This window comes from uncultured Shewanella sp. (assembly GCF_947495455.1).
Classification (GTDB): domain Bacteria; phylum Pseudomonadota; class Gammaproteobacteria; order Enterobacterales; family Shewanellaceae; genus Shewanella.
In genome coordinates this window covers 65,586-86,187 of record NZ_CANLZC010000009.1, presented here as the reverse complement: position 1 = coordinate 86,187, position 20,602 = coordinate 65,586, and the positions used below count along the sequence as shown (strand labels likewise).

Below are 20,602 nucleotides of genomic sequence, written 5' to 3'. Positions count from 1 at the left end.
TGTTACCGCTCGACTTGCATGTGTTAGGCCTGCCGCCAGCGTTCAATCTGAGCCATGATCAAACTCTTCAATTAAAGCTTTGTTTTGGTCCGAAGACCTGCTCAATGAATTCTGCTTTCTTTGATTTCACTTTCTTTTAAGAAAGTTAAAATCTCAGCGCATGAACACTCACTCTTAAAATAAAGAGGTCATTAAGTAATTTTTTGGCTGCTTCACTCTTTACAATAAAGAAGTAAGGCAGTTTCGAATAACTTAATCTCTGTGAGTGCCCACACAGATTTGCTTGTCTAATTTTTAAAGAACGACGCTCTAAATAAGTGCTAAAGAACGTTTCGCCATATTGGCTGAGGAGGCGTATTCTACGCGTTTCCTCGTATGCGTCAAGTGTTTTTTTAAGAAGTTTTTCAATGATTAATTTCTTATCTCATCGAGCCACCTTAACGACTTGAAACACTACTCACTGCTGCTGTTGACCAATCACTTAGTCATCTGCTTTGCCGTGTCAGTGGGTGCGCATTATAGGGATATTTGAGATGAGCGCAAGGGCTTTTTTGCATTTAATTTAAAGAAACCTTTTAAGTGAACACAAAGCCAGCTAAACGAATAAAAAAAGGGCACAAATGTGTTTTTTGGCCCTTTTTAACTATCACTCACCTTTATTTAACGGCTAAAGAAACGAGAATCTTGTGTGACCTCGACCTTATTATCCTGGCTACTCACATTAAAAGTAATATCCGTCACACTCTTATTTAGCTCTACAGGATCTACAGCTAAACTAATAGGTACGCTTAACACTTCACCAGGTGCCAAGGTCACTTGCTTAGGTCCAATCCACTGATAATCTGATAAGCCTGCTACTCTCATTTCATAGTGATGAGAAGATTCAGTTTTATTGAAAATCTTTAACGTGAAGGTATTCTCAATCAAACCATCAATATTTTCTCGATAAAGTTGATTACGATCTCGTATCACATCTAATCGCATCGGCGCAATATTCATACAGGCATAGATAAAGACTAATGTCATAATGAAGAACATCACACCATAACCGACCAACTTCGGCCTTAATACTTTTTCTTTTACCCTGTTTAATTTATTTTCCGTGGTGTAACTAATTAACCCCTTGGCATACCCCATATGCGACATGGTGTTATCACAAGCATCTATACAAGCACCACAATTAATACACTCATATTGAAGCCCATTGCGAATATCTATCCCCGTGGGACAAACCTGCACACATAAATCGCAATCAATGCAATCGCCTAAACCTTGCTCCTTAGGATCTGACTTGCGAGATCTAGGCCCTCTATTCTCTCCACGCTGACTATCGTATCCCACTATATAAGTGTTTCTATCAAACATTACCGCTTGAAACCGAGCATAAGGGCAAATATGAATGCACATGATTTCTCGCATCCAACCAGCATTGCCATAAGTTGCTAAAGCGAAAAAAACCACCCAAAAATAGACTAAACCCGTTTCATTTAAGCTAAACAGATCAAGGTATAGCTCATTGGCAGGGATAAAATAAGAAATAAAAGTCGTTGAGGTAAATAAGGATACGACTAACCATGCAGTGTGCTTTGCACTTTTACGCCAAATTTTATTCACACTCCAAGGTAATTGATCTAATTTAATCCGCTTATGTCTAGTCCCTTCCAGCTTTTCTTCAAACCAAATAAAAATAAAGGTCCAAACCGTTTGTGGGCATGTATAGCCACACCATACTCGCCCGAGATAAGTTGTCACAAAAAATAAGCCAAAAGCCGCTATCGTTAATAAAGCCGCTAATAAAGTCAGATCTTGAGGCCAAATGGTGAGACCGAATATATGAAACTTTTGCTCGACTAAATTAAATAAAACAGCTTGCCTGTTTCCCCATGGGATCCAAGGAATAACAAGAAAAGTGAGCATAGCTATCCAGCCGAGTCTGCGTCGTAATGTCGTCCATAAGCCCGATACAGCCCTAACATATATTCGATTTCTGGGATTAAATCGATCCGCCTTAGCAGGATCAGCTTGATGGATCTTAATACGCTTTTCTTTTGAGTAATCTTTTTGGTTTTTTTCTGCGTTCATTTTACAGCCTTACAGCTTTAACATTGCCAGAAAACTGGTCTATTATAACTCTTATAACACAAGTTATTCACTTAGATAGGACCTAAATATGAGAAATTGGATCATCTTGGCAATATTAGTTGCTTTAGCATATTACTTGTACACTAAAAGTGACAATGTCCAAAAACCTATGGATGGCGCTCAATCATCTGTTGAATCAACAAAAAATGAACCAAATAAAAGCACCGATACTCAAATGGATTCATTAGAAGCCAAAGCTCAATCGCTTAAAGACACTATTGACGCTAAGTTATCCAACACAGAAAAACAAGCATTTGACTTACTCACTCAATCTAAAGAGAAAATAAAACAATTTGTCGATGAATATTGTGCACCTAGCGCACCACAAAGCAGTAGTTTTAGTAAAGAAAGCCAAGAGTATATTTGCAAGAAACTACAAAATTAATTCACATCGTCAGAATGTCCTAACTCTTTGCTAGCAATAACTGCTAGCAAAGGCTTGGTGTTACCCTCATATATAACCAAACTTCCCCATATAGCTCAAATAAAGAACAGAAAAGTCTAAAAAACACTTTCAAATGCAAATGATAATGATTATCATTTGCTAATTAATCAATATGACGTTTGAGGCTTGTATGACTAAAACACTGACATTTGCTGCACTTCATTTTAGCGTTGCTTTTACTGTTACCTATTTACTGACTGGTAGCTTATTAGTCGGTGGCGCCGTCGCATTAGTTGAACCAGCTATTAATACCGTGGTTTTTTACTTTCATGAAAAAGTGTGGAAGCGCTATGATGCTAAAAAGAAAAATGCATTAAACACACAAACATCGGCAATACATTCCCATTAGCAGTGTGATTTCATGTACGGAGATCACTCACCAATAAAGCCAAACAGCGAAACCACATAACCAGTTCGAAATTGAAATCCACAGGTTTCTGTTTTGCGATTTTCTTGCCTTGTTGATCCCCAAAAATTTTATCTTCGGGATCCCATTTCTGTCAATCTGCCATAGTGCGCTTCTCAAATGCTGTTCAATTCAACCTTATGAGCCTAGCATCACTATTCACAGGAAGTAAGTAACACACATAAGTTCAAACAAAACAAGATTAACGGGTCATACAAAATCGAACAATTCAGTTTTTTATTTTATGCCCCACTATCACTTTTCTAAAACCCAACATAAAAGTGATAGACGTCTCATCTTACAAATTGCTTTAATCTCCATACATTTAATCTGACAAAGAATCCTTATTAACATCGGATTATTTACGATGATTTAAGTATTGGCTCCCACTAATCGACACTCACAGTTTATGTTAAAAAAAGAATTTATTACTCAATTTAGAAAAGAAGTTGGCATTAGCGATTTAAATTTCAACGAGGATAACCTATGCCGGTTAGTCATAGACAAAAGCATTATAATTAATATAGAGTGGATTGATAATAAAGCACTTTACCTATATAGCGTAGTAGGTATAAGCGATGCGTTAACTCCAAATCAGACATTATCTCTCTTACATGCAAATGCTTATGGTCGAGGAGTCGGTGAAAACCATTTAGCTATCGATGAACACACTAATGAGATCATCATTCAACATATCTGTAATTTAGATAAGTTGACCATTAAAGATACTATTAGCCATCTTGAGAATTTGATCTGTTTTGCCAAAGTCTGGAAGCGAAAGCTCTTAGCTCCCCCACCTCAATCAACTCATAACAATCTTAGTACCAACAAGAAAAAACAGCCGAATCTCATACACATCTAACAAGACAATATTCAGCACGTTAATCAAGATCTAAATAGCCTTACCGTCTTATAGGCCAATTAATAAAAACGCACTCGTAAATGCATTACAAGGAAATCCTCATGCCTTTGACAGTCACTGAGCAGTCTACTCTTTCCGCTCAACATTCAGTACAAAATCATAACACAGCAAGTTCATCTCATACTCAACTAGGTCAAATCGCCGCCTCTCATACGCTCGATGCCTCCAAAACAGGAAAAGTAACCAATAACTGGGATCACTTATCTAACACAGCAAAAGCAGAGCAAAAGCCACTTAACCATACACTTATCACTATCACTGACATCAGTACAGATAATATCGATTCACTGATTTATAATTGGACTGATAGTTTATTAACAACCAAAGCTGATGCTTGTATTTTGCGCTATTTAGAACTCGCTGAGTTTACACTTGTTCATCCAAGCCTTCATGATATGGGAAAACTAGACGATAAAATCAGTCAATTACTCAAAACATATAATCCAGAACAATTACAATCAATTAGTAACAAACTAGCTTGCCCATATCAACACATTTCTCTGGCAGGTGAAGTTGTACATAAGAACCTTCAGACGTTAGTAAGCACAGCTGAAATTAAGGCTCAACAAACACAGTTCGACAATGACCTCAACCAGTTCATTGTCGGACTAAGCCATACTCCCACTCAAGAAATAGCACCGCAATATCAGCAGATTATTGACTCAAGCCGTAAAATTAATCTAACAGAAGTCCAATTATCACAGAAGTTCACTTCAAAACTTAACGCGTTAACTAAAGATGACATTGAAGGTATTAAAAACCGTATTGATACTGTTATCAAAGAGTATCCAGTAACATCGAATCACCTAGTAACATTAAATAAATTAGTCGAAGAAGTACTTTTTAAACAAAAAGATGCTTTTATTGAAGCAGAAATACAGCATTTTGTCTCTGAAATCAAAACCATGTCCGCTACTCAAATTGACTATGCCTATGAAAGCCTTGTGGGAGAAACCATCTTTGATGTACAAGAACATAGATACGGGAAACAATATGCATATGAAGTGATTGATGACAAAATAGCAGCACAACTGCAAAAGTTGCCCAGCACACAGTTAATGGAAATAGAGCAAAGAATAACCGAAAAAGACAATAAATTTGGCTTCCACCCACTTTTAAAAAGCTGCATTGAACCGCGTATTCAACTCGAACATCAATTCAAGCAACACATCGATGACTTATGGAAGGCATGCCAAACAGAAGACATAAGCGTCATTTTAGCCCGCTATGAAAACACCTTAAATTTCAGCCATGCATTTGATTTAAATCATATCAACAATACACTTAATGAAAAGCTACAAAGCTTAGATCGTGAGCCTCTCATTCGTGTGATGAATAAAATGAGAAACGCAAAAATCAGTGGGCTACCTCAAAATAAACAGGATTATGCACAAGTATTAAAACAACTTACGATAAAGCAAGTCTTTGCTTATACACCTGAATGTAGAAAAATATTTACTCAACTCGCACAAAATAATATCGCCAATATCAATACAGAGTTAGGGTTATTAACCAATAAAATGCAAAAAATAGGACTGACTGATATTGAACATGATCTCAGCGCCATCACGCAATGCTATCTGCAACGACGTTCTTTTAACCTCGAATCCTTGGCAAACATAAAACGCACCTTAGAGCAGCATATTCAAGTTGCATCAACCCAAACATTCACGCAATCCAACACCAATCAATTAGCCTGCATAGCTCAAGGCATCAATCTTCATATCACAAATAAAAACAAAAAAGTCGATAATTTCAATACTGAAATAAATCGCCAAATAGACAAGCTCGCACAAGTAATGAAACAGGGCAAAACACAGGCGATGTTTCCCATTTTAACCGATCTGCGCGGTAACATTGATGCATTATCCAAGATTGATCCCACCATTAACGCCGACACCGAGCTATTAAGGCGCTTAGATAAAGAACAGCTCCTATGGACAAGAGAAGAGATATCCTCATGCTTTAAGTCGTTACGTGAATTAGAGCGTAACGGTGTTATTCCTAATGAAAATAAACATGATTTTCAACTACTCAATGAAAGAGCTCGTCAACATTTCCTGACCTACTCAAAGAGAATGGAAAACATCTTTAGTAATATCAACTTTAATGATCCTAAAGACATATCACAAAAACAAACCATCATCAAAAATGTGACAGGAATGGCCCAGTTAATGAAACGAGTTGGTTTTGACGATATTCAAAATCAATTCCGTGCTATTACAGAGATTTATATACAAAGAAACAAACTCACTAACCAACAACTCACCAACCTCAACCAACAACTACTCAATATTGTTGAGCATGAACGTACTCTAAAAAAATCACTTCGTTTTAGTGGCTATAAGCTCCAAAATAAAGACACCGAAATTGGAACCATAAATATGCCATTACGCGCTTTTGCTCGAGGCGTTAGAAATCAGGTTATAAATAAGATGGCAAATGAATTTAACGATAAAACCATAACAGCCCCAATGACGCCACTAGGAAAAGGATATATACACACAGTTTACTCTACTCAATACACTAACAATAATTCTCCTCAAGCAAAAGTCTATAAACAAGATGATGACAACATTACAATTGGTCGTTCTCCATCTATCGCTATCGGAATAGATAATAGCTCACCTCGTTTATTAGAACGCGCCGTCATTGCGAGTGCAATAGATCAAAAACTGGGATTTAATGTATTAGTCCAAACTGACTTTGCTACTCATAACGGTGAGCTTGGACTTGTAATGGATAAAAGTGCTGGAGTTAATGCAAAAAATGCTCAATTTAACCCTCACAATTACAAATATAAAGCTTCTTTACAGCAACAGCTCACTCAATTACATCTTGTAGATCTCATCACAGGCCAAGTTGATAGGCATGCTGATAATTATATGCTCTATATTGATCCAATCACGGATAAAGTCGTTGTGAAAGGCATCGATAATGATTTTTGCTTAGGACCAGATTGGAATACCCTCCAACAACAAACCCGCGAGATTAACTCTCAGTTACCGGACTACCCCAATGTTGTTGATACTAAAATGAAAGCCGCCATTGATGCCCTCACTGATAATGACATCGAAAAGCTAAGTGCGGGATTACTCTCTAATGCTGCTATTGAGGCCACAAAGACTAGACTTTCTAGACTAAAATCTCACCTAAATTCATTGGAAGCCGAAGGAAAAATAATTTCGCCTCATCTTTGGGATACAGCAAAAGTGAATAGTTTAATCGAAGAAGGAAGTCATATTATTTTAGACAGAGAAAATAATGATCCACGAATGATTCATACCAGTTATTGGGCTAGAGATATAGAGATGCTAGAAGATAACTTCTCTCAGTACCAAAACGCTGCTAGCAATTACAATTACGCCTAACACTATGCTTGAGAAAGGCTCAATACTGAGCCTTTTTGCTAATACCAGCATAAAATCATCAATAGCACGAACAGAGACCATCGGCACTTATAGCTAAATCAATATAAAATAACATGCATGTGCACTATTATTTTAAATGCGGCACAAAATTACAGGGGCCGTGTCTGGCATCGAGCTGTGATTGAATAATTTTTTCCCAAGCTAATTGGCAAGCACCAGTTGAGCCTGGCATGGAAAAAATAACGGTACCATTCGCCAAGCCCGCCACCGCACGTGATTGCAAGGTTGAAGTACCAATATCGTCAAAGGAAAGCTGCCTAAATAACTCACCAAACCCATCGACGGTTTTATCAAATAAGGGCGTTAATGCTTCAATGGTTGAATTTTTAGCGTTGAAACCCGTTCCACCCGAAACGAGAACCACTTGCACATCTGTGGATGCGATCCACACTGACACTATAGAGCGAATGTGGTAAATGTTGTCTTTGACGATCATTTTTTCACTTAATTGATGACCACTTTCCTTTAATGCACCTTCCAATAAATCTCCTGCCGTATTGTTGGTTTCATCACGGGTATCCGATACGGTTAATACCGCGATATTTAACGACTGAAAAGGTTTATCTTTTTTCATTATCTTTGTCCCTTATGTACTCAAACTTACCTTGATAACTTAATTACTGAATACCACTTATTGTATCAATAGCGTGCTGCCATTGGGCTTTATCATTGGTATTCATTAATTTCTCTGGCTCCAGTGACATTATCGACTCGCTGTCAATTAAGCTTAAAAAAGCCTTGATAGAACGATCTTTTTGAGATGTTGCCACCGCTTCACTCAAAGGCAAAAAAGAAGAGTGATAAGGTAAGAATAAAGGCAATGGCGTATTCTGAAAATGTCTAGCTTGAGTCAGTACTTTAGCTTCGGTTGTGCAGACGTTAAGCATATTTTTCGGATTATTTTCCAGTAACTCCTTATCAATCAGTTGATTAATCATATCTTTATTAAGGAGAGGCATATCGATGGGGATAAACATGAGCCCTTTGATATATGGTTTTTTTTGTGCGTAATTGAGTGCACTGTGTATTGCCCCCATAGGGCCACAATTAACATGAATATCAGCCAAAAATCCCGTCTGATTACGACAAACCACAATATTCTGAATGCCGCACTCACTCAATAAAAGCTGATTTCTTTGCAACATAGAAACGCCATTAATTTGCAGTTTGGCTTTATCCGTTCCCATACGCCGAGATAGTCCACCAGCAAGGATCACGCCTAATATATGACTCCTATCCATTCATCACCTTTAAATTCTCACCAGTATGACGGACTCTCACTTTAGCAGAGGATATGCACTCATATCAAAATCGATTTCCTTCGAGATCATTCCCTCGCCATCATGATGAAGCGAGGTCAGCATTTGAAAGGGCAATTTCACATTTAAAATAACGAAATAAGGGGAGTTAATGTCGAACTTCAATTTTTGTTCAACTTCGCTCAACGCTTTCAAACAAATCTTGTCGCAAGCGCCTAACTTGTCTTAGGATGGCTTATATTCGTGACTTTCTTGATGGGCTTAGAGTTTGACTGCAAAAAGAAAATTCCAATAGCAATGAACAACACACCAAGCATTTTGAACAATAGCACTTTCGTATCGAAAGGTTCACCGTCTAAAAATATTCCAGCTATCATTTGGCCACTGATCACCAATAACCCAGTGTTTGCCGCACCAATACGCGATAAAATAAAACTGTTTAACGCCACATAAAGTGCGCCAATAACTCCCCCTAAATATAAATACCAAGGGGTAGACAAGATGAGTTCGAGCGAACTTAATTGAAAAAAACCATACAAAATCAATAATAAGGTCAACAGGAAAAAACCCACTAAATGATTATAAACCGATGCTTTTAATGGTCCCACATGCAGACTGAGCTGCCCATTGAGCACTCGACTCAAACTGATCACCACACCATTTAATAACGCAATAACAATATATAAGGACATCATTCATTCTCTTTTAAGTCTTGTTCATTTCCAAATCACGCTGAGCCATCAGGTAAAAATAATAATAAAACTCCCTGCGAGTACGGGCAGCACTTTCAATAAATCAGCGGCCACAAAAGGTTTTTTCTGGCTACCAAACAGCCCAAAATGATCCGATATGATGCCAAAGATAATCTGTCCAATAAGCGCACTGCTTAACGTACCACTGAGACCAATGTCACTATTTACCGTTATGCCTGCTAACACCACAGTTAGCGCACCAGGAAGACCACCGAGATAAAGCCAATAAGGCAAACCAGTGGTTTTTGTTCCCTTTGTTTTTATCCCCTTTGTTTTTACCAAGCCATTCCGCTTATGCCCCTGAAAAGCAAAAGCGACTATTAACACTAGACACATAGCCACGAATGCACCGACACCATGAGCAATCCAAGATGCTTGAATCGGTGAATTAACGAATGCTAATTCACTATTGATCTCTATCATTAGTGCCAATAATCCCCCCGCTAAAAGGGCCATTAGCTTATTCGATACTTGTTTTAACACTGTTTTCATTCCCACGCTAAAATGTGAGCACACTTTAAATTGTTTTCATTTGATTTATAATGAGTCAAAATAGAAAATTATTTATGAATAAAACTCAACAATAAAAATATCAAGCTCTATGAATACTTTCACTGCCATACCTATTTTTGTCACCGTTGTCGAAATGGGCAGCTTTTCAAAAGCCGCCGAAAGACTGGGAAGTTCAAAATCCGCAGTGAGTAAACGGATCACTCAGTTAGAAGCATCATTAGGTATTCGATTATTACACCGAACCACTCGCCGTTTGAGTCTCACACAAGCAGGACAAACTTATTACGAGGGAGTCAGTCAATCTCTCGCACTTGCTAACGATGCAAGAGATGCGGTCACTCAACAACAGACTCAGCCTAAGGGGCACTTGCGAATTAATGCCCCTATGGCCTTTGGACGGCTCCATCTTGCGCCTTTAATTCCGCAGTTTTTAAAAGTGCACCCGCTCATTTCAATTGAAATGATCATGGATGATAAAGTCCTCGATATGGTCAAATATCAATTTGATGTGGCGATACGAATAGGAAAATTGCTCGATTCTAGCCTGATCGCAAAAAAGTTAGCCCCTTGTCACAGCGTCTTGTGCGCCTCGCCGCAATACCTGAAGCAACATGGAATACCCGATACCCCTAAGGTACTTTCCCAACATAATTGTTTATTTTATTCTTACTTTCAAGCAGGCAGTGAATGGCAATTTAAAGGTAAAAAAGGAACCATCTCTATTCAGCCAAAAGGCAATTATCAAGTCAATAATAGCGAGGCGTTATATTCAGCTTTATTGGCAGGATTAGGCATTTGCCAAATGCCCTTATTTATTGTCAATGAAGCCATTAAAACCAAGCAGCTGGTTCCCTTATTAACGGACTATGCGTTACCTGAACATGGGATTTATGCGGTTTACTCGACCCGCCAACATATTCCAAGTAAGGTCAGTACCTTTATCAACTTCATGCAACAACATCTGCAAGATTTAACTTAGCACTTGTGTCAAAGCCTGATAGACACTGAGGTTGAGTAAAATAAAAGCGGCTTTAGAGGTATGAGTTAAAGGTTCGGCCTGCTTTTGAAATAAGAGTGCCCCATTTTTTCACTGAGAATATAATGGGCTATTAAATGAGGAACCCCTTATTAAGATCTTGTTTATTAAAACTAAAGTATAATTGAGCGTTTGTTTTTTGAGTATATATTGTAACTTCAATTTTATGGAGTAGTTAATATGTTGAAGTTAAGACTATTATTTAAAGGATTATCGTTATTTTTAATGATGTCAATGACATCAAATCTAGCTTTCGCTACGGAGGTAAACGTACCAGATAATTATGAAGAAGCAGAGATCACACTTGAATGTACTACTGAAATTTGTTCCATCGATTTAGAAATATCAAAGTTTTTAATGCTCACCAGTGATTTTAAAAATAAAGACATAATGTTTTTTTTACAATCAGATGCTGCAATTATAGATTCAAAATTATTAAGCACATTCATTTTAGAACGTTTTCATTTTGAAGCATCAAAAGATAATTTTAAAGATAGTTTTAAAGATAATAAGCCATTAACTAATTCACCTTTTTGGCAAAGTTCTCATTCTGATTATAAACGTTTAAAAGCTCAATATGACTTAAAGAAATATGTAAACAATAATAACAATTTAAAGGAACTCCCAACAGTAGAAATTGCCGTCACTCAAGGATTAATTGATTCAAACAATAGAGCTAGACAATTTGTCACAAATGCTCTGTTAGCTATTCCGGCTGGAAGAATCGCTTCATTAATGGCTACTCTAGGAAAAGGTCTTACTGAAAAAATTGTATTGGAGTCACTAACTGCCGCATATCTCGCTGATCTACTATCTGACACTTTAAAAGGTGATCCTTTGAAAGTAGGTGATATCATGGTTATTTCAAAAGGAAAATTGAAGATAAAAAGAAATAACAAAGGTGGCAAAGGTAACAAAGGTGGCAAAGGTAACAAAGGTAATAAAGGTGGCAAAGGTAATAAAGGTGGCAAAGGTGGTGGTAATGAGGGAGGCCGTCACGGCCATCACGGTGGTCATGGTGGTGGTATGGATTTACCAGGTGATAAGCCTGTTCGCGTATGTACTGGAACAGCAGGTCACATGAATTGCTATTGGATATATTTATAATCCTAAAAATTTAAATTAATTATTTATATAGCTAACTATACATTTTCATTAGTACTGTTAGCTATATTATAGGTACCTATAATGAAAAATAACGTTATCAAATCAAATATATTTCTTGTTATTATGGCGCTCACCATGATTTGTTATATTTTATTTAATGATAAACCCATAACAAATGTTGATTTTTATTTTTCAATACCAATGGTCATTTATTTCTACATTGTTTCTTTTATTGCAAAAAAATATAGCACATTGAAATCGATTCATTATATTAATGCATTTTTAGTCATTTCAGCAGTCAATTCATTAGGAATAAATGCCATTTTTATTGCATTAAGTATATTTTCTATTTCTTACTTAGCATATAAGCAATTATACAGACCCAACTGAATCCCATCTGGGGCCCGGCTTTTAAAATAAGTCCGGCCCACTTTCTTTGCCCCCACTTTATTCTTTACCCCTCTGCCCACCACAGTACTCTTGTTGCTGCTCCCTAGATCTCAGCAATATACTTCACTATTTTCTTCAATTCTGGTTCCATCAATTCTGGCAGCAAATAGGTTCGGTCTTTGGTTTCATACAAATACCGCTCTTTTAAGATCATTTATTGCAAAAAAAATAAGCAAGTTAAAACGACTTCATTATACTCAATATTGAGCCTAAATTTGAGCATAAGTCAAATAAGCTGAAAATGTGACTGTCGATAAAGGGGAGAGATTTTGATTTTAAAACCAATCTTGTTTATTTTATTATTTATGATGACGAGTCTGTCCTCTTATGCAGCCCATTCTGCGACCTCTTATGGGATAGAAGCCGCTTCAAAATCCAGCCTTATAAGTTCGACAAAAGCCTTAGCAACTGAACAAAAGCAATGGTTATTTGTTCTCAGTGCCGACAAAGGACGCATACTAAAAGCAAAGAACAAAATGACCTATGAACTTTCCTTAACCCATATTGATAAAGGCCTTATTGCTATTACCAACGACCCCATTAGAGAAACAAAAATCATTCCTTCCATTACCTTCTTAAAAAACTTCACAACAACTTTTTCAAACGCAGCCCCTAATGCCATATTAACTCATTCAGGTTTACTCACTGGAGAGAAAAGTCCACCCATTGCTGTTGTTATAGAAAATGTAACTATTATTCCGGATATCAAAGTCGTGCTATCACTGCATTTATTATCTGCCAATATCACGCTTCCTGAAGGGGATATTCGCGAAGTAAAACTCTTTATTGACGCATCCAAAACACCAGGCCCTAGCGCCTATTAAACAAAAAGAGTGAAGGAAATAACATGAAAAAAAAACCTTTAATCCTGTTCATGAGTCTTTGTTTCTTGTTTCATCATACTGCCAGCTTGTCTTCCGTTAAAAAAACTATCTATATAGGTGCGCTTTACAGCCAAAATGGTGCCTTTTCTCAGTTGGGGATTCCGGCGCTCAAAGGAGCACAATTAGCCATTGACGATATAAATACTCAAGGCGGCATATCAGGGCACCCAGTCAAGTTGAAAGTCTTTAATACTCAATCATCTGCCAGTGTTACTGCCAAACTCAGTCAGGCGCTCAGTGATATGAGCAACATAGACATCATCACTGGACTCGTTGATGATAACCTTTTGCAAGCCGCGATGCCAAGTGTCGTTAAAAATCATAAATTATTCATCACGGCAGGAGCAACATCAGGTGAACTCGCTAAACAATATGCTAATAATTTAATACTCGCTTGTTATACCGATGCCATGCAAGGCAAAGCCGCAGCAAAATTTACCGTTAACACCTTACATGCAAAAAAAGTGCTAGTGATTGAAAACACACAAATGCAATACGCCATAAATGCAAGTGATGCCTTTATTAATGAACTTCAAGGCTTGACAGGCCAAATCGTCGCCAAGATCAGCTTTTCACCAGATACGCTCGACATGGAGAAACTCATCGCTCAACTCCTTCCAGTAAAAAAACAGGTCGAGGCTATTTATTTTGCCTCTGGCGTTCCAAAAACGTTAGACATTATTCATCAATTAAGGCAAAACGGGTTTGATGAGCCTATCATAGGGGCAGATGGTTTTGACTCAGATCTTTTAGTGAAAAGCACTCCATCTTTGCGCGATGTATTTTTTACCACACACGCTTTTCTATCCCTAAATGGTACACCTCCCTCGACGCAAACTTTTATTAAACATTACCAAAATAAATATGACACTCGCCCTAAAAATGCTTTTACCGCACTGGGATATGACGCGACCATACTAGCAGCAGAATTCTTAATGCACTCCAAGAAAGTGCGCTCCAAGGAAGCTAAGCAACAACTCATACAATTACTCTACTTCCTTCCCCCTTATACTGGTGCAAGCAGTGAAATCAGCTTTCACGGTAGGAATATCCCCAATAAAAATATTTATATGATTCAGATAAATAAAAATAAAAGGCAATTGGCGAGTGTTTTAAGCATCTAATAAACTTATTTTGCACAATTCATATTGCGCACTACACTCACTATAAACGACCTTTTATCGTTATCATACTGTGAGTTAACTTATGGATCTATATACGTGTAAAAAGCAAAAAGGATACTCATGGTTCTTATTTGCTTTCATCTTGATACTTCCCACTTTTATACAGACAACCCATGCTGCATCCCATAAGGTTCCACTGACTATTATTGAAGGTGACTACCGATGTAAAAATTTATTGGGAGGATATAGCCCTCAATTAAGTATTAATCTCACTCCAACCATTACCCCATATGAAGATCGCTTTTATATTTTTCAATTACTCTTTTCAGGAACAGCTCATTCAATACCTGGTCTAACCAAAGGCTATATGCTATACGATCTCAAAACACATACAGCAGTCAATCATTTAAACAACAACGAGGCTCCAGGACTGGCTTATTTCCAATTTCCAAACAAACAGAAGATCAACTTTACCACTTATTTTCTCGAACCTAGCCTGAATAAAGTCGGAGAATACTATTGCGAAAAAGAAATGTGAAAAAGAAAGTTAATCTGAAGCAGAAATACAACACTTTACACTTAGGAGCACAGAGTTGCTAAATTTTTTATATTCAACTCTTTTACAGCGAGTAATAGGCATTGTCATATGTATTTTTATACTTACCCCCACATACTCTTGGGCAGAAAATTCGCAAATAAAAACCATTACCGGACACTATCAATGTAAAAATATAATCCGAGGTTATGTTAGACATTTGGCGATTAAACTTAATCCAAATGTTCCTCCCCTTAATGATCGCTTCTTCGTGTTTCAATTATTGTTTACGGGTGACTCAAAACAAATAACAGGACAATCAAAAGGGCACATGCTTTATGATATGGATAAAAACATCGCCGTCGATTATGTCGAAAACCAACAAAATAAGAAGATCAAAGGACCAGGACTGATGTATTTTCAATTTTCAGGCGCTAAAAATGTGAGCTTTAGCACTTTCTTCTTTGAACCTAGCCTCAACAAAATCGGTGAATATCATTGTAAGAAATCACTCGAAATTATCAAACAACAATCAATAGAATGAAAAGTGCATTAATTGAAGATATTACTCAAGAGATCAGCAGTCGGTCTACAGACACAAATAAAACAATGACCACAAGCTCTGATATCACCACTTCACAGAAAGCCGCCCCCATAGTGCAAGTTAAAGAAAACACACAAGAATAAGACTCACATGAGTAGTAAAGCTGTTAAACAGATTGAAAATAACTCATTTTAAATAGTCATTGATACGAGAGTAATCAAAAAAAGCGCTAGATTTAGCGCTTTTTAAACCCAAGACAAGCTGATAATAAATAATTTTATTTACTGATCGACCGTCAGAGTATAACCACTTCCAGTGCGATCTGAGCGCCCTGCTAGAGTGCCATCGACAGAGTAATAAATCGTGTTTTCACGGCAGAAATTCGATAAGAAAGACTAAAGTATATACAATTTAGATAAATATACCCGTGAAACTCAACCAGCCACAGTCTGATGATGTCGGCCACTCACGATCAACATATACACACAAGTCAAAATCAACATCACCAATAAAGGCGCAAATAAATCATAACCTTGAGACATGAAACCTTGAGCAATTAATGGCCCCGCAACGGATCCTAAACTGTAACTCAATAACATCATTTGCGTTGCACTAACCAGCTCTGCCTGCGTCAACTTGAGACACCCTAAATTAATCGCAATAGGATAAAGTGCAAATAAGGCCATTCCTAAAATAAACAAACTGGCACTTAATGCATAAAATGATTGCCACTTGATCGCCATCGCAACCGCACTGGCTGCAACTAATGCACACCCAGCCATACATAATTTATGCCCTAAGCCTCTGATCAAGCTTGGCACAAACAATTGCACGGCCATACCACCAATGATCACTAAGGCCATCAAACTCCCTAGGGACTGATGGGTGACCCCTATGTTTAATAATGCAACTGGCATTAATCCCATAACGATAGCTAATGTTAAACCTGAGACTAAACAACCTATTAATGCTGGTGTGCACACTCGCTTAATGTGCTTAAGTGCTATCTTTTCTATCGAATGCGGTTTAGGTTCATTAGAGGCGATCACAAGCAATACAGCCACGGCCAACAGCAACAACAATGAAATAACCATAAAAGGCAGCAAGCTATTCATATTAAACATACCAATACCCAGCTGTCCAATGGAGGTACCACCATAAAGCGCTGCCATATAAATGCCCAGCCGTTTAGCTCGCCCCGTTTCATCCCCTTCTAACAACCAAGATTCCACTATCACAAAAATGCCTGCCACAGTGATCCCTGCGATAAAGCGAGCAACCAGCCAAATCCCACTATAAGGAGCAAAGGGCAGGACAATAATCGTTAAACTAAAGATCACTAAACAGCAGATAAAACTCATTTTATGGCCCAAATAACCTAAAACCGGTGAGATCAATAGCGTACCTAAGAGTAAACCTGCATAAAAAATGCTGGCCAAATAACTGGCTAAATGACTATCCATACCATATACAGGCAAGATCAATGGCAATAAACTCATCAAATATCCAGAGGCCACGGCATACAAGGCCAATGCGATAACCGGAACAGGTACCCATGTGTTAGACCCGATGACGAACTGACTACTCACTTCATTTCCCTCTAAATATAATGTCACAATGGTAATTCGACGCGAGTTTGCACCTAAAATAACTAAAGATAAAACGAAAGATTTTACTCGTTTCCACAAAAACAATTTATCGAGAATAACTTTTTATCGTCTCGACAAGATTTCTTTGTTATGCTTAAAAAAAATCACTCTAAACCGTTATGGATGTAAAAGTTTTTCGCACATTTTTAGAGGTCGCCAAAGAGAAACATTTTGGCCGAGCAGCTGAAAATTTATATATTACTCAAGCCGCTGTGAGTGCTAGGATCAAACAACTTGAAGCCTTTTTTGATGCCTCACTTTTCATTCGTAACAGAAATGCCATAAAACTCACCTCAGCAGGCGAAAGGCTAATACATTATGCAGAAGTGATGGTGAGCTCACTTGAACAAGCAAAATTTGAGCTCTCTCTTGAAAAAGGTAAAGCCTTACAACTCACCATAGGTGGCACACCAAATATATGGGATGCTTACCTACAAAATTGCTTAAGTCGAGTCGTGGATGTCTTTCAAGGTTATAGTTTTATTGCTGAAACACTCTCAAGAGATAAACTCAATCGACAACTGCTAGAACGCACTTTAGATCTGGCTTTTGCCTTAGATCCCATCAAGTCTGACGAGTTTATTTGCACACATATCTCAGATCTGGTACTCGTATTAGTCTCAACCACACCTTGTGATGAAAATAGTGCTTTTAAGCAGCATTATTTTTACGTGGACTGGGGAACTCGCTTTGCGTCTGAGCATGCCGAAAGGCACCCTGCTGTTTCAGCCCCCTATATGCGCACCTCTAATGGCCGCATCGCACTGGATTTTATTTTAGAAAAGGGTGGCACAGCCTATTTACCTAGCTCTGTGGTCAACCCCTTTATTAGCAATGGTCAATTGTTCAAGGTACAACACGTTCAAGACTGGACTAGGCCGATTTATTTAAGTTATCGCAAATCCAGTACCTCACTAGATGCCATTAAACAAGTGGAAAACCTGATCCAGGATCTCACTCCCGATGGCAGCTACAGCTTGCAGCAAGCCAGTGAAGGGGGAAGTTAGCGATGCGATTAAACTCAATCACAACATATCCCTGCATATTTTTAAAAATGCATAGATGCTGTTCTCAACATCCTATCCCAATACTACCTTGCCTTCATTTAGAACCTTAAAACTTGAAGCAACACACTGTTTTGCTTTTTTCTTTTCAAAGCTGTGTGAATACAGCTGTATGCCTTCGACTTCATGGCGAAAGCCATAAAATGGCTTCTATGAGCGACAAATAGGGACATTTGGCTGGCACCTAGACAAGGATTGTCATTTGAAGTCGTAGAGCGCTCAGGGATGAGTTCATAGCGTGCTACAGAGGTATTTACACATAAGCCTGCGGCAAGCAATAAATAACAATAGAGGTGTGACTCAAAAACAACTTAATCAATAAAAACAAGTCATCATCTTAATATAAGAAGGGAGCTATTTCGCCCCCCCTTCTTAGTTCAACTATCAATATATTAAATGATATTGAACTCAATCAAAACTGCATAAGTCTCAGTCGCAGACGCTACTCCACTGTTACAGACTTTGCCAAGTTCCTTGGCTGATCCACATCTGTTCCCTTAATCAAAGCCACATGATAAGACAATAACTGCAACGGAATCGTGTAAATCAGCGGTGCCATGAATTCATCACAATGAGGAACAGGAATGACTTTCATGGTGTCATCGGATTCAAACTCAGCATCCACATCGGCGAACACATACATTAAGCCACCGCGAGCACGCACTTCTTCCACATTGGATTTAAGCTTTTCTAATAACTCATTATTGGGTGCCACAACAATCACAGGCATATCCGCATCTATGAGTGCTAACGGGCCATGTTTAAGCTCACCAGAGGCATAAGCTTCGGCGTGAATGTAGGAAATTTCTTTTAACTTTAACGCCCCTTCCATCGCAATCGGATATTGATCGCCACGGCCTAAAAATAACGCATGATGCTTATCGGCAAAATCTTCAGCAAGGGCCGCAATGGCATCATCAAGCCCTAATGCTTGCTCCACTTTTGCAGGCATAGAAAGCAAACTTTGAGTGATCTGAGTTTGCATAGTCTCGCTCATACCATTATGGCGACCAATGGCGGCGGTAAGCATTAATAATCCTGCTAATTGCACCGTAAAGGCTTTGGTTGATGCAACACCAATTTCGGCGCCCGCTTTCATCATATAAGCCATATCAGATTCACGCACCAAAGATGAACCCGGTGCATTACAAATCGTCAAACTGGCTTTATAGCCCATCTCTTTTGCAAGACGCAGCGCCGCTAAGGTATCGGCCGTTTCACCGGATTGAGAAATCGTGATCAATAAGCTATTAGGGAATAAATGTGACTTACGGTACCTAAACTCAGAGGCAATTTCGACATTACAAGACACTCCGGCCCAATCTTCAAGCCAATAACGCGCGGCCATACCTGCATGGTAACTGGTACCACAGGCAATAATTTGTACGTGTTTAATGTCTTTTAGAAATTCAGTAGCATTTTCACCAAATGCGCTATCTAACACTTGGCCCGCTGCGATACGGCCCTCTAAAGTATGGGCAATCGCTCTTGGCTGCTCATAAATTTCTTTAAGCATATAATGACGGTATTCGCCTTTATCGCCCGCATCATGGGTGACTTCAGACTCTTTGATTTCACGTTCAACAGGCTCACCGTTCACATCGAAAATCATCACTTCTCGACGAGTGACTTCCGCCACATCCCCTTCTTCTAAAAAGGCAAATGAACGCGTGACAGGTAATAGCGCGAGCTGATCCGAGGCCACAAAATTTTCACCCAGACCGAAACCTATCACCAATGGACTGCCAGAACGCGCAACGACCATTCTACTGGCATCGCGTCTGTCAATGACCACAGTGCCATAGGCACCTTCTAGTTGTTTCACACTGGCTTGAACCGCTTGCAACAAGCTCTCATGAGTTTTCAATTCATGGTTTACTAAATGGCAAATCACTTCTGTGTCAGTATCAGAAGTAAATTCATAGCCTTCACTTTTAAGCATATCACGCAGTTTATTGTGATTTTCAATAATACCATTATGCACGACAGCAATATTGCCTTCGCTTTGATGAGGATGCGCATTACGCTCACTGGGCTCACCATGTGTTGCCCAACGCGTATGGGCAATACCTGTTCCACCCGCTAGAGGATCATTATCCAGTGCAGCCTTGAGCTCTTGCACTTTTCCCACTCGACGAGTGCGCTTTAGCTCACCTTCATGTAGCACAGCGACACCTGCTGAATCATAACCACGATATTCTAGGCGTTTTAATCCTTCTACTAAAATTTCAGCCACATCCCTTTGCGCAACCGCGCCAACAATTCCACACATAATTTTTTCCTAGCTTGTTTAAGCTTTATTAAATTAATCAAGATCAAGGCAAAGCAGCCTTATCCCT

General features: G+C 38.5%; 19 protein-coding genes and 1 rRNA gene. 12 read left to right on the top strand and 8 right to left on the bottom strand.

Features of this window, described 5'->3' with window-relative positions; genetic code table 11:
- Window positions 1–74, bottom strand: a 16S ribosomal RNA gene (locus Q0791_RS04605); the annotation flags it as partial.
- A gap of 586 nt (window positions 75–660) precedes the next feature.
- A complete protein-coding gene (ccoG, locus tag Q0791_RS04600) occupies window positions 661–2,082 on the bottom strand; it encodes a cytochrome c oxidase accessory protein CcoG (RefSeq protein ID WP_299003292.1) in 1,422 nt (473 codons plus the stop codon).
- 88 nt (window positions 2,083–2,170) lie between these two features.
- On the opposite strand from ccoG, the gene Q0791_RS04595 reads away from it, so the two are divergent.
- From Q0791_RS04595 to Q0791_RS04580, 4 genes are all read left to right on the top strand, one after another.
- Complete coding sequence (locus tag Q0791_RS04595) at window positions 2,171–2,527, top strand: hypothetical protein (protein WP_299003290.1); 357 nt, start codon at window positions 2,171–2,173, stop codon at window positions 2,525–2,527.
- A gap of 190 nt (window positions 2,528–2,717) precedes the next feature.
- Window positions 2,718–2,936 carry a DUF2061 domain-containing protein gene (locus tag Q0791_RS04590; protein ID WP_299003287.1) on the top strand — a complete coding sequence of 73 codons (219 nt, stop codon included), beginning with the start codon at window positions 2,718–2,720 and terminating at the stop codon, window positions 2,934–2,936.
- Between the two features lie 466 nt (window positions 2,937–3,402).
- Complete coding sequence (locus Q0791_RS04585) at window positions 3,403–3,855, top strand: type III secretion system chaperone (protein WP_299003284.1); 453 nt, start codon at window positions 3,403–3,405, stop codon at window positions 3,853–3,855.
- 101 nt (window positions 3,856–3,956) lie between these two features.
- The gene (locus tag Q0791_RS04580) at window positions 3,957–7,286 is read left to right on the top strand and encodes a hypothetical protein (RefSeq protein WP_299003282.1); all 3,330 of its coding nucleotides are present in this window, start codon (window positions 3,957–3,959) and stop codon (window positions 7,284–7,286) included.
- A 127-nt stretch (window positions 7,287–7,413) separates the two neighbouring features.
- Here Q0791_RS04580 and moaB read toward each other — a convergent pair whose 3' ends face one another.
- From moaB to Q0791_RS04560, 4 genes are all read right to left on the bottom strand, one after another.
- Window positions 7,414–7,920, bottom strand: a complete 507-nt coding sequence (gene moaB, locus Q0791_RS04575; protein ID WP_299003280.1) for a molybdenum cofactor biosynthesis protein B — start codon at window positions 7,918–7,920, stop codon at window positions 7,414–7,416.
- Window positions 7,921–7,963: 43 nt separating this feature from the next.
- Window positions 7,964–8,587 carry a molybdenum cofactor guanylyltransferase gene (locus tag Q0791_RS04570; RefSeq protein WP_299003278.1) on the bottom strand — a complete coding sequence of 208 codons (624 nt, stop codon included), beginning with the start codon at window positions 8,585–8,587 and terminating at the stop codon, window positions 7,964–7,966.
- Window positions 8,588–8,820: 233 nt separating this feature from the next.
- Window positions 8,821–9,300 (bottom strand): DMT family transporter, encoded by a 480-nt coding sequence (locus Q0791_RS04565; protein ID WP_299003276.1) that lies wholly within the window; start codon window positions 9,298–9,300, stop codon window positions 8,821–8,823.
- Between the two features lie 45 nt (window positions 9,301–9,345).
- Window positions 9,346–9,849, bottom strand: coding sequence for a DMT family transporter (locus Q0791_RS04560; protein ID WP_299003274.1), 504 nt, complete (start codon window positions 9,847–9,849; stop codon window positions 9,346–9,348).
- 109 nt (window positions 9,850–9,958) lie between these two features.
- Between Q0791_RS04560 and Q0791_RS04555 the strand changes: the two genes are divergently transcribed.
- The 7 genes from Q0791_RS04555 (at window position 9,959) to Q0791_RS04525 (ending at window position 15,693) form a co-directional block, all read left to right on the top strand.
- Window positions 9,959–10,849 carry a LysR family transcriptional regulator gene (locus Q0791_RS04555; RefSeq protein ID WP_299003272.1) on the top strand — a complete coding sequence of 297 codons (891 nt, stop codon included), beginning with the start codon at window positions 9,959–9,961 and terminating at the stop codon, window positions 10,847–10,849.
- Window positions 10,850–11,086: 237 nt separating this feature from the next.
- Window positions 11,087–12,013: a hypothetical protein gene (locus Q0791_RS04550; RefSeq protein ID WP_299003269.1), complete on the top strand. Its 927-nt coding sequence runs from the start codon at window positions 11,087–11,089 to the stop codon at window positions 12,011–12,013.
- Between the two features lie 719 nt (window positions 12,014–12,732).
- Entirely contained in the window at window positions 12,733–13,287 is a 555-nt protein-coding gene (locus tag Q0791_RS04545; protein WP_299003267.1) for a hypothetical protein, read from the top strand.
- 23 nt (window positions 13,288–13,310) lie between these two features.
- Entirely contained in the window at window positions 13,311–14,471 is a 1,161-nt protein-coding gene (locus Q0791_RS04540; protein ID WP_299003264.1) for an ABC transporter substrate-binding protein, read from the top strand.
- An 82-nt stretch (window positions 14,472–14,553) separates the two neighbouring features.
- A complete protein-coding gene (locus Q0791_RS04535) occupies window positions 14,554–15,009 on the top strand; it encodes a hypothetical protein (protein WP_299003261.1) in 456 nt (151 codons plus the stop codon).
- Between the two features lie 55 nt (window positions 15,010–15,064).
- Window positions 15,065–15,550 (top strand): hypothetical protein, encoded by a 486-nt coding sequence (locus Q0791_RS04530; protein ID WP_299003258.1) that lies wholly within the window; start codon window positions 15,065–15,067, stop codon window positions 15,548–15,550.
- On the top strand, window positions 15,547–15,693 hold the full coding sequence (locus tag Q0791_RS04525; protein WP_299003255.1) for a hypothetical protein: 147 nt from the start codon (window positions 15,547–15,549) through the stop codon (window positions 15,691–15,693). The genes Q0791_RS04530 and Q0791_RS04525 overlap by 4 nt, the downstream gene beginning before the upstream one ends.
- A 291-nt stretch (window positions 15,694–15,984) precedes the next feature.
- Here Q0791_RS04525 and Q0791_RS04520 read toward each other — a convergent pair whose 3' ends face one another.
- The gene (locus tag Q0791_RS04520; RefSeq protein ID WP_299003251.1) at window positions 15,985–17,139 is read right to left on the bottom strand and encodes an MFS transporter; all 1,155 of its coding nucleotides are present in this window, start codon (window positions 17,137–17,139) and stop codon (window positions 15,985–15,987) included.
- 179 nt (window positions 17,140–17,318) lie between these two features.
- Here Q0791_RS04520 and Q0791_RS04515 point away from each other — a divergent pair, with 179 nt between their 5' ends.
- On the top strand, window positions 17,319–18,206 hold the full coding sequence (locus tag Q0791_RS04515) for a LysR family transcriptional regulator (protein WP_299003248.1): 888 nt from the start codon (window positions 17,319–17,321) through the stop codon (window positions 18,204–18,206).
- A 499-nt stretch (window positions 18,207–18,705) separates the two neighbouring features.
- Here Q0791_RS04515 and glmS read toward each other — a convergent pair whose 3' ends face one another.
- Window positions 18,706–20,535 (bottom strand): glutamine--fructose-6-phosphate transaminase (isomerizing), encoded by a 1,830-nt coding sequence (gene glmS / locus Q0791_RS04510; RefSeq protein ID WP_299003244.1) that lies wholly within the window; start codon window positions 20,533–20,535, stop codon window positions 18,706–18,708.
- Window positions 20,536–20,602: the final 67 nt, after the last annotated feature.

Bases quoted from the DNA above. Each gene is read 5' to 3' on its own strand.
- Q0791_RS04595 (WP_299003290.1), top strand. From the start codon at position 2,171: ATGAGAAATTGGATCATCTTGGCAATATTAGTTGCTTTAGCATATTAC.
- Q0791_RS04525 (WP_299003255.1), top strand. From the start codon at position 15,547: ATGAAAAGTGCATTAATTGAAGATATTACTCAAGAGATCAGCAGTCGG.
- Q0791_RS04570 (WP_299003278.1), bottom strand. From the start codon at position 8,587: ATGGATAGGAGTCATATATTAGGCGTGATCCTTGCTGGTGGACTATCT.
- Q0791_RS04565 (WP_299003276.1), bottom strand. From the start codon at position 9,300: ATGATGTCCTTATATATTGTTATTGCGTTATTAAATGGTGTGGTGATC.
- moaB (WP_299003280.1), bottom strand. From the start codon at position 7,920: ATGAAAAAAGATAAACCTTTTCAGTCGTTAAATATCGCGGTATTAACC.
- Q0791_RS04540 (WP_299003264.1), top strand. From the start codon at position 13,311: ATGAAAAAAAAACCTTTAATCCTGTTCATGAGTCTTTGTTTCTTGTTT.
- Q0791_RS04555 (WP_299003272.1), top strand. From the start codon at position 9,959: ATGAATACTTTCACTGCCATACCTATTTTTGTCACCGTTGTCGAAATG.
- ccoG (WP_299003292.1), bottom strand. From the start codon at position 2,082: ATGAACGCAGAAAAAAACCAAAAAGATTACTCAAAAGAAAAGCGTATT.
- Q0791_RS04580 (WP_299003282.1), top strand. From the start codon at position 3,957: ATGCCTTTGACAGTCACTGAGCAGTCTACTCTTTCCGCTCAACATTCA.
- Q0791_RS04585 (WP_299003284.1), top strand. From the start codon at position 3,403: ATGTTAAAAAAAGAATTTATTACTCAATTTAGAAAAGAAGTTGGCATT.
- Q0791_RS04590 (WP_299003287.1), top strand. From the start codon at position 2,718: ATGACTAAAACACTGACATTTGCTGCACTTCATTTTAGCGTTGCTTTT.
- Q0791_RS04515 (WP_299003248.1), top strand. From the start codon at position 17,319: ATGGATGTAAAAGTTTTTCGCACATTTTTAGAGGTCGCCAAAGAGAAA.
- Q0791_RS04550 (WP_299003269.1), top strand. From the start codon at position 11,087: ATGTTGAAGTTAAGACTATTATTTAAAGGATTATCGTTATTTTTAATG.
- Q0791_RS04535 (WP_299003261.1), top strand. From the start codon at position 14,554: ATGGATCTATATACGTGTAAAAAGCAAAAAGGATACTCATGGTTCTTA.
- Q0791_RS04560 (WP_299003274.1), bottom strand. From the start codon at position 9,849: ATGAAAACAGTGTTAAAACAAGTATCGAATAAGCTAATGGCCCTTTTA.
- glmS (WP_299003244.1), bottom strand. From the start codon at position 20,535: ATGTGTGGAATTGTTGGCGCGGTTGCGCAAAGGGATGTGGCTGAAATT.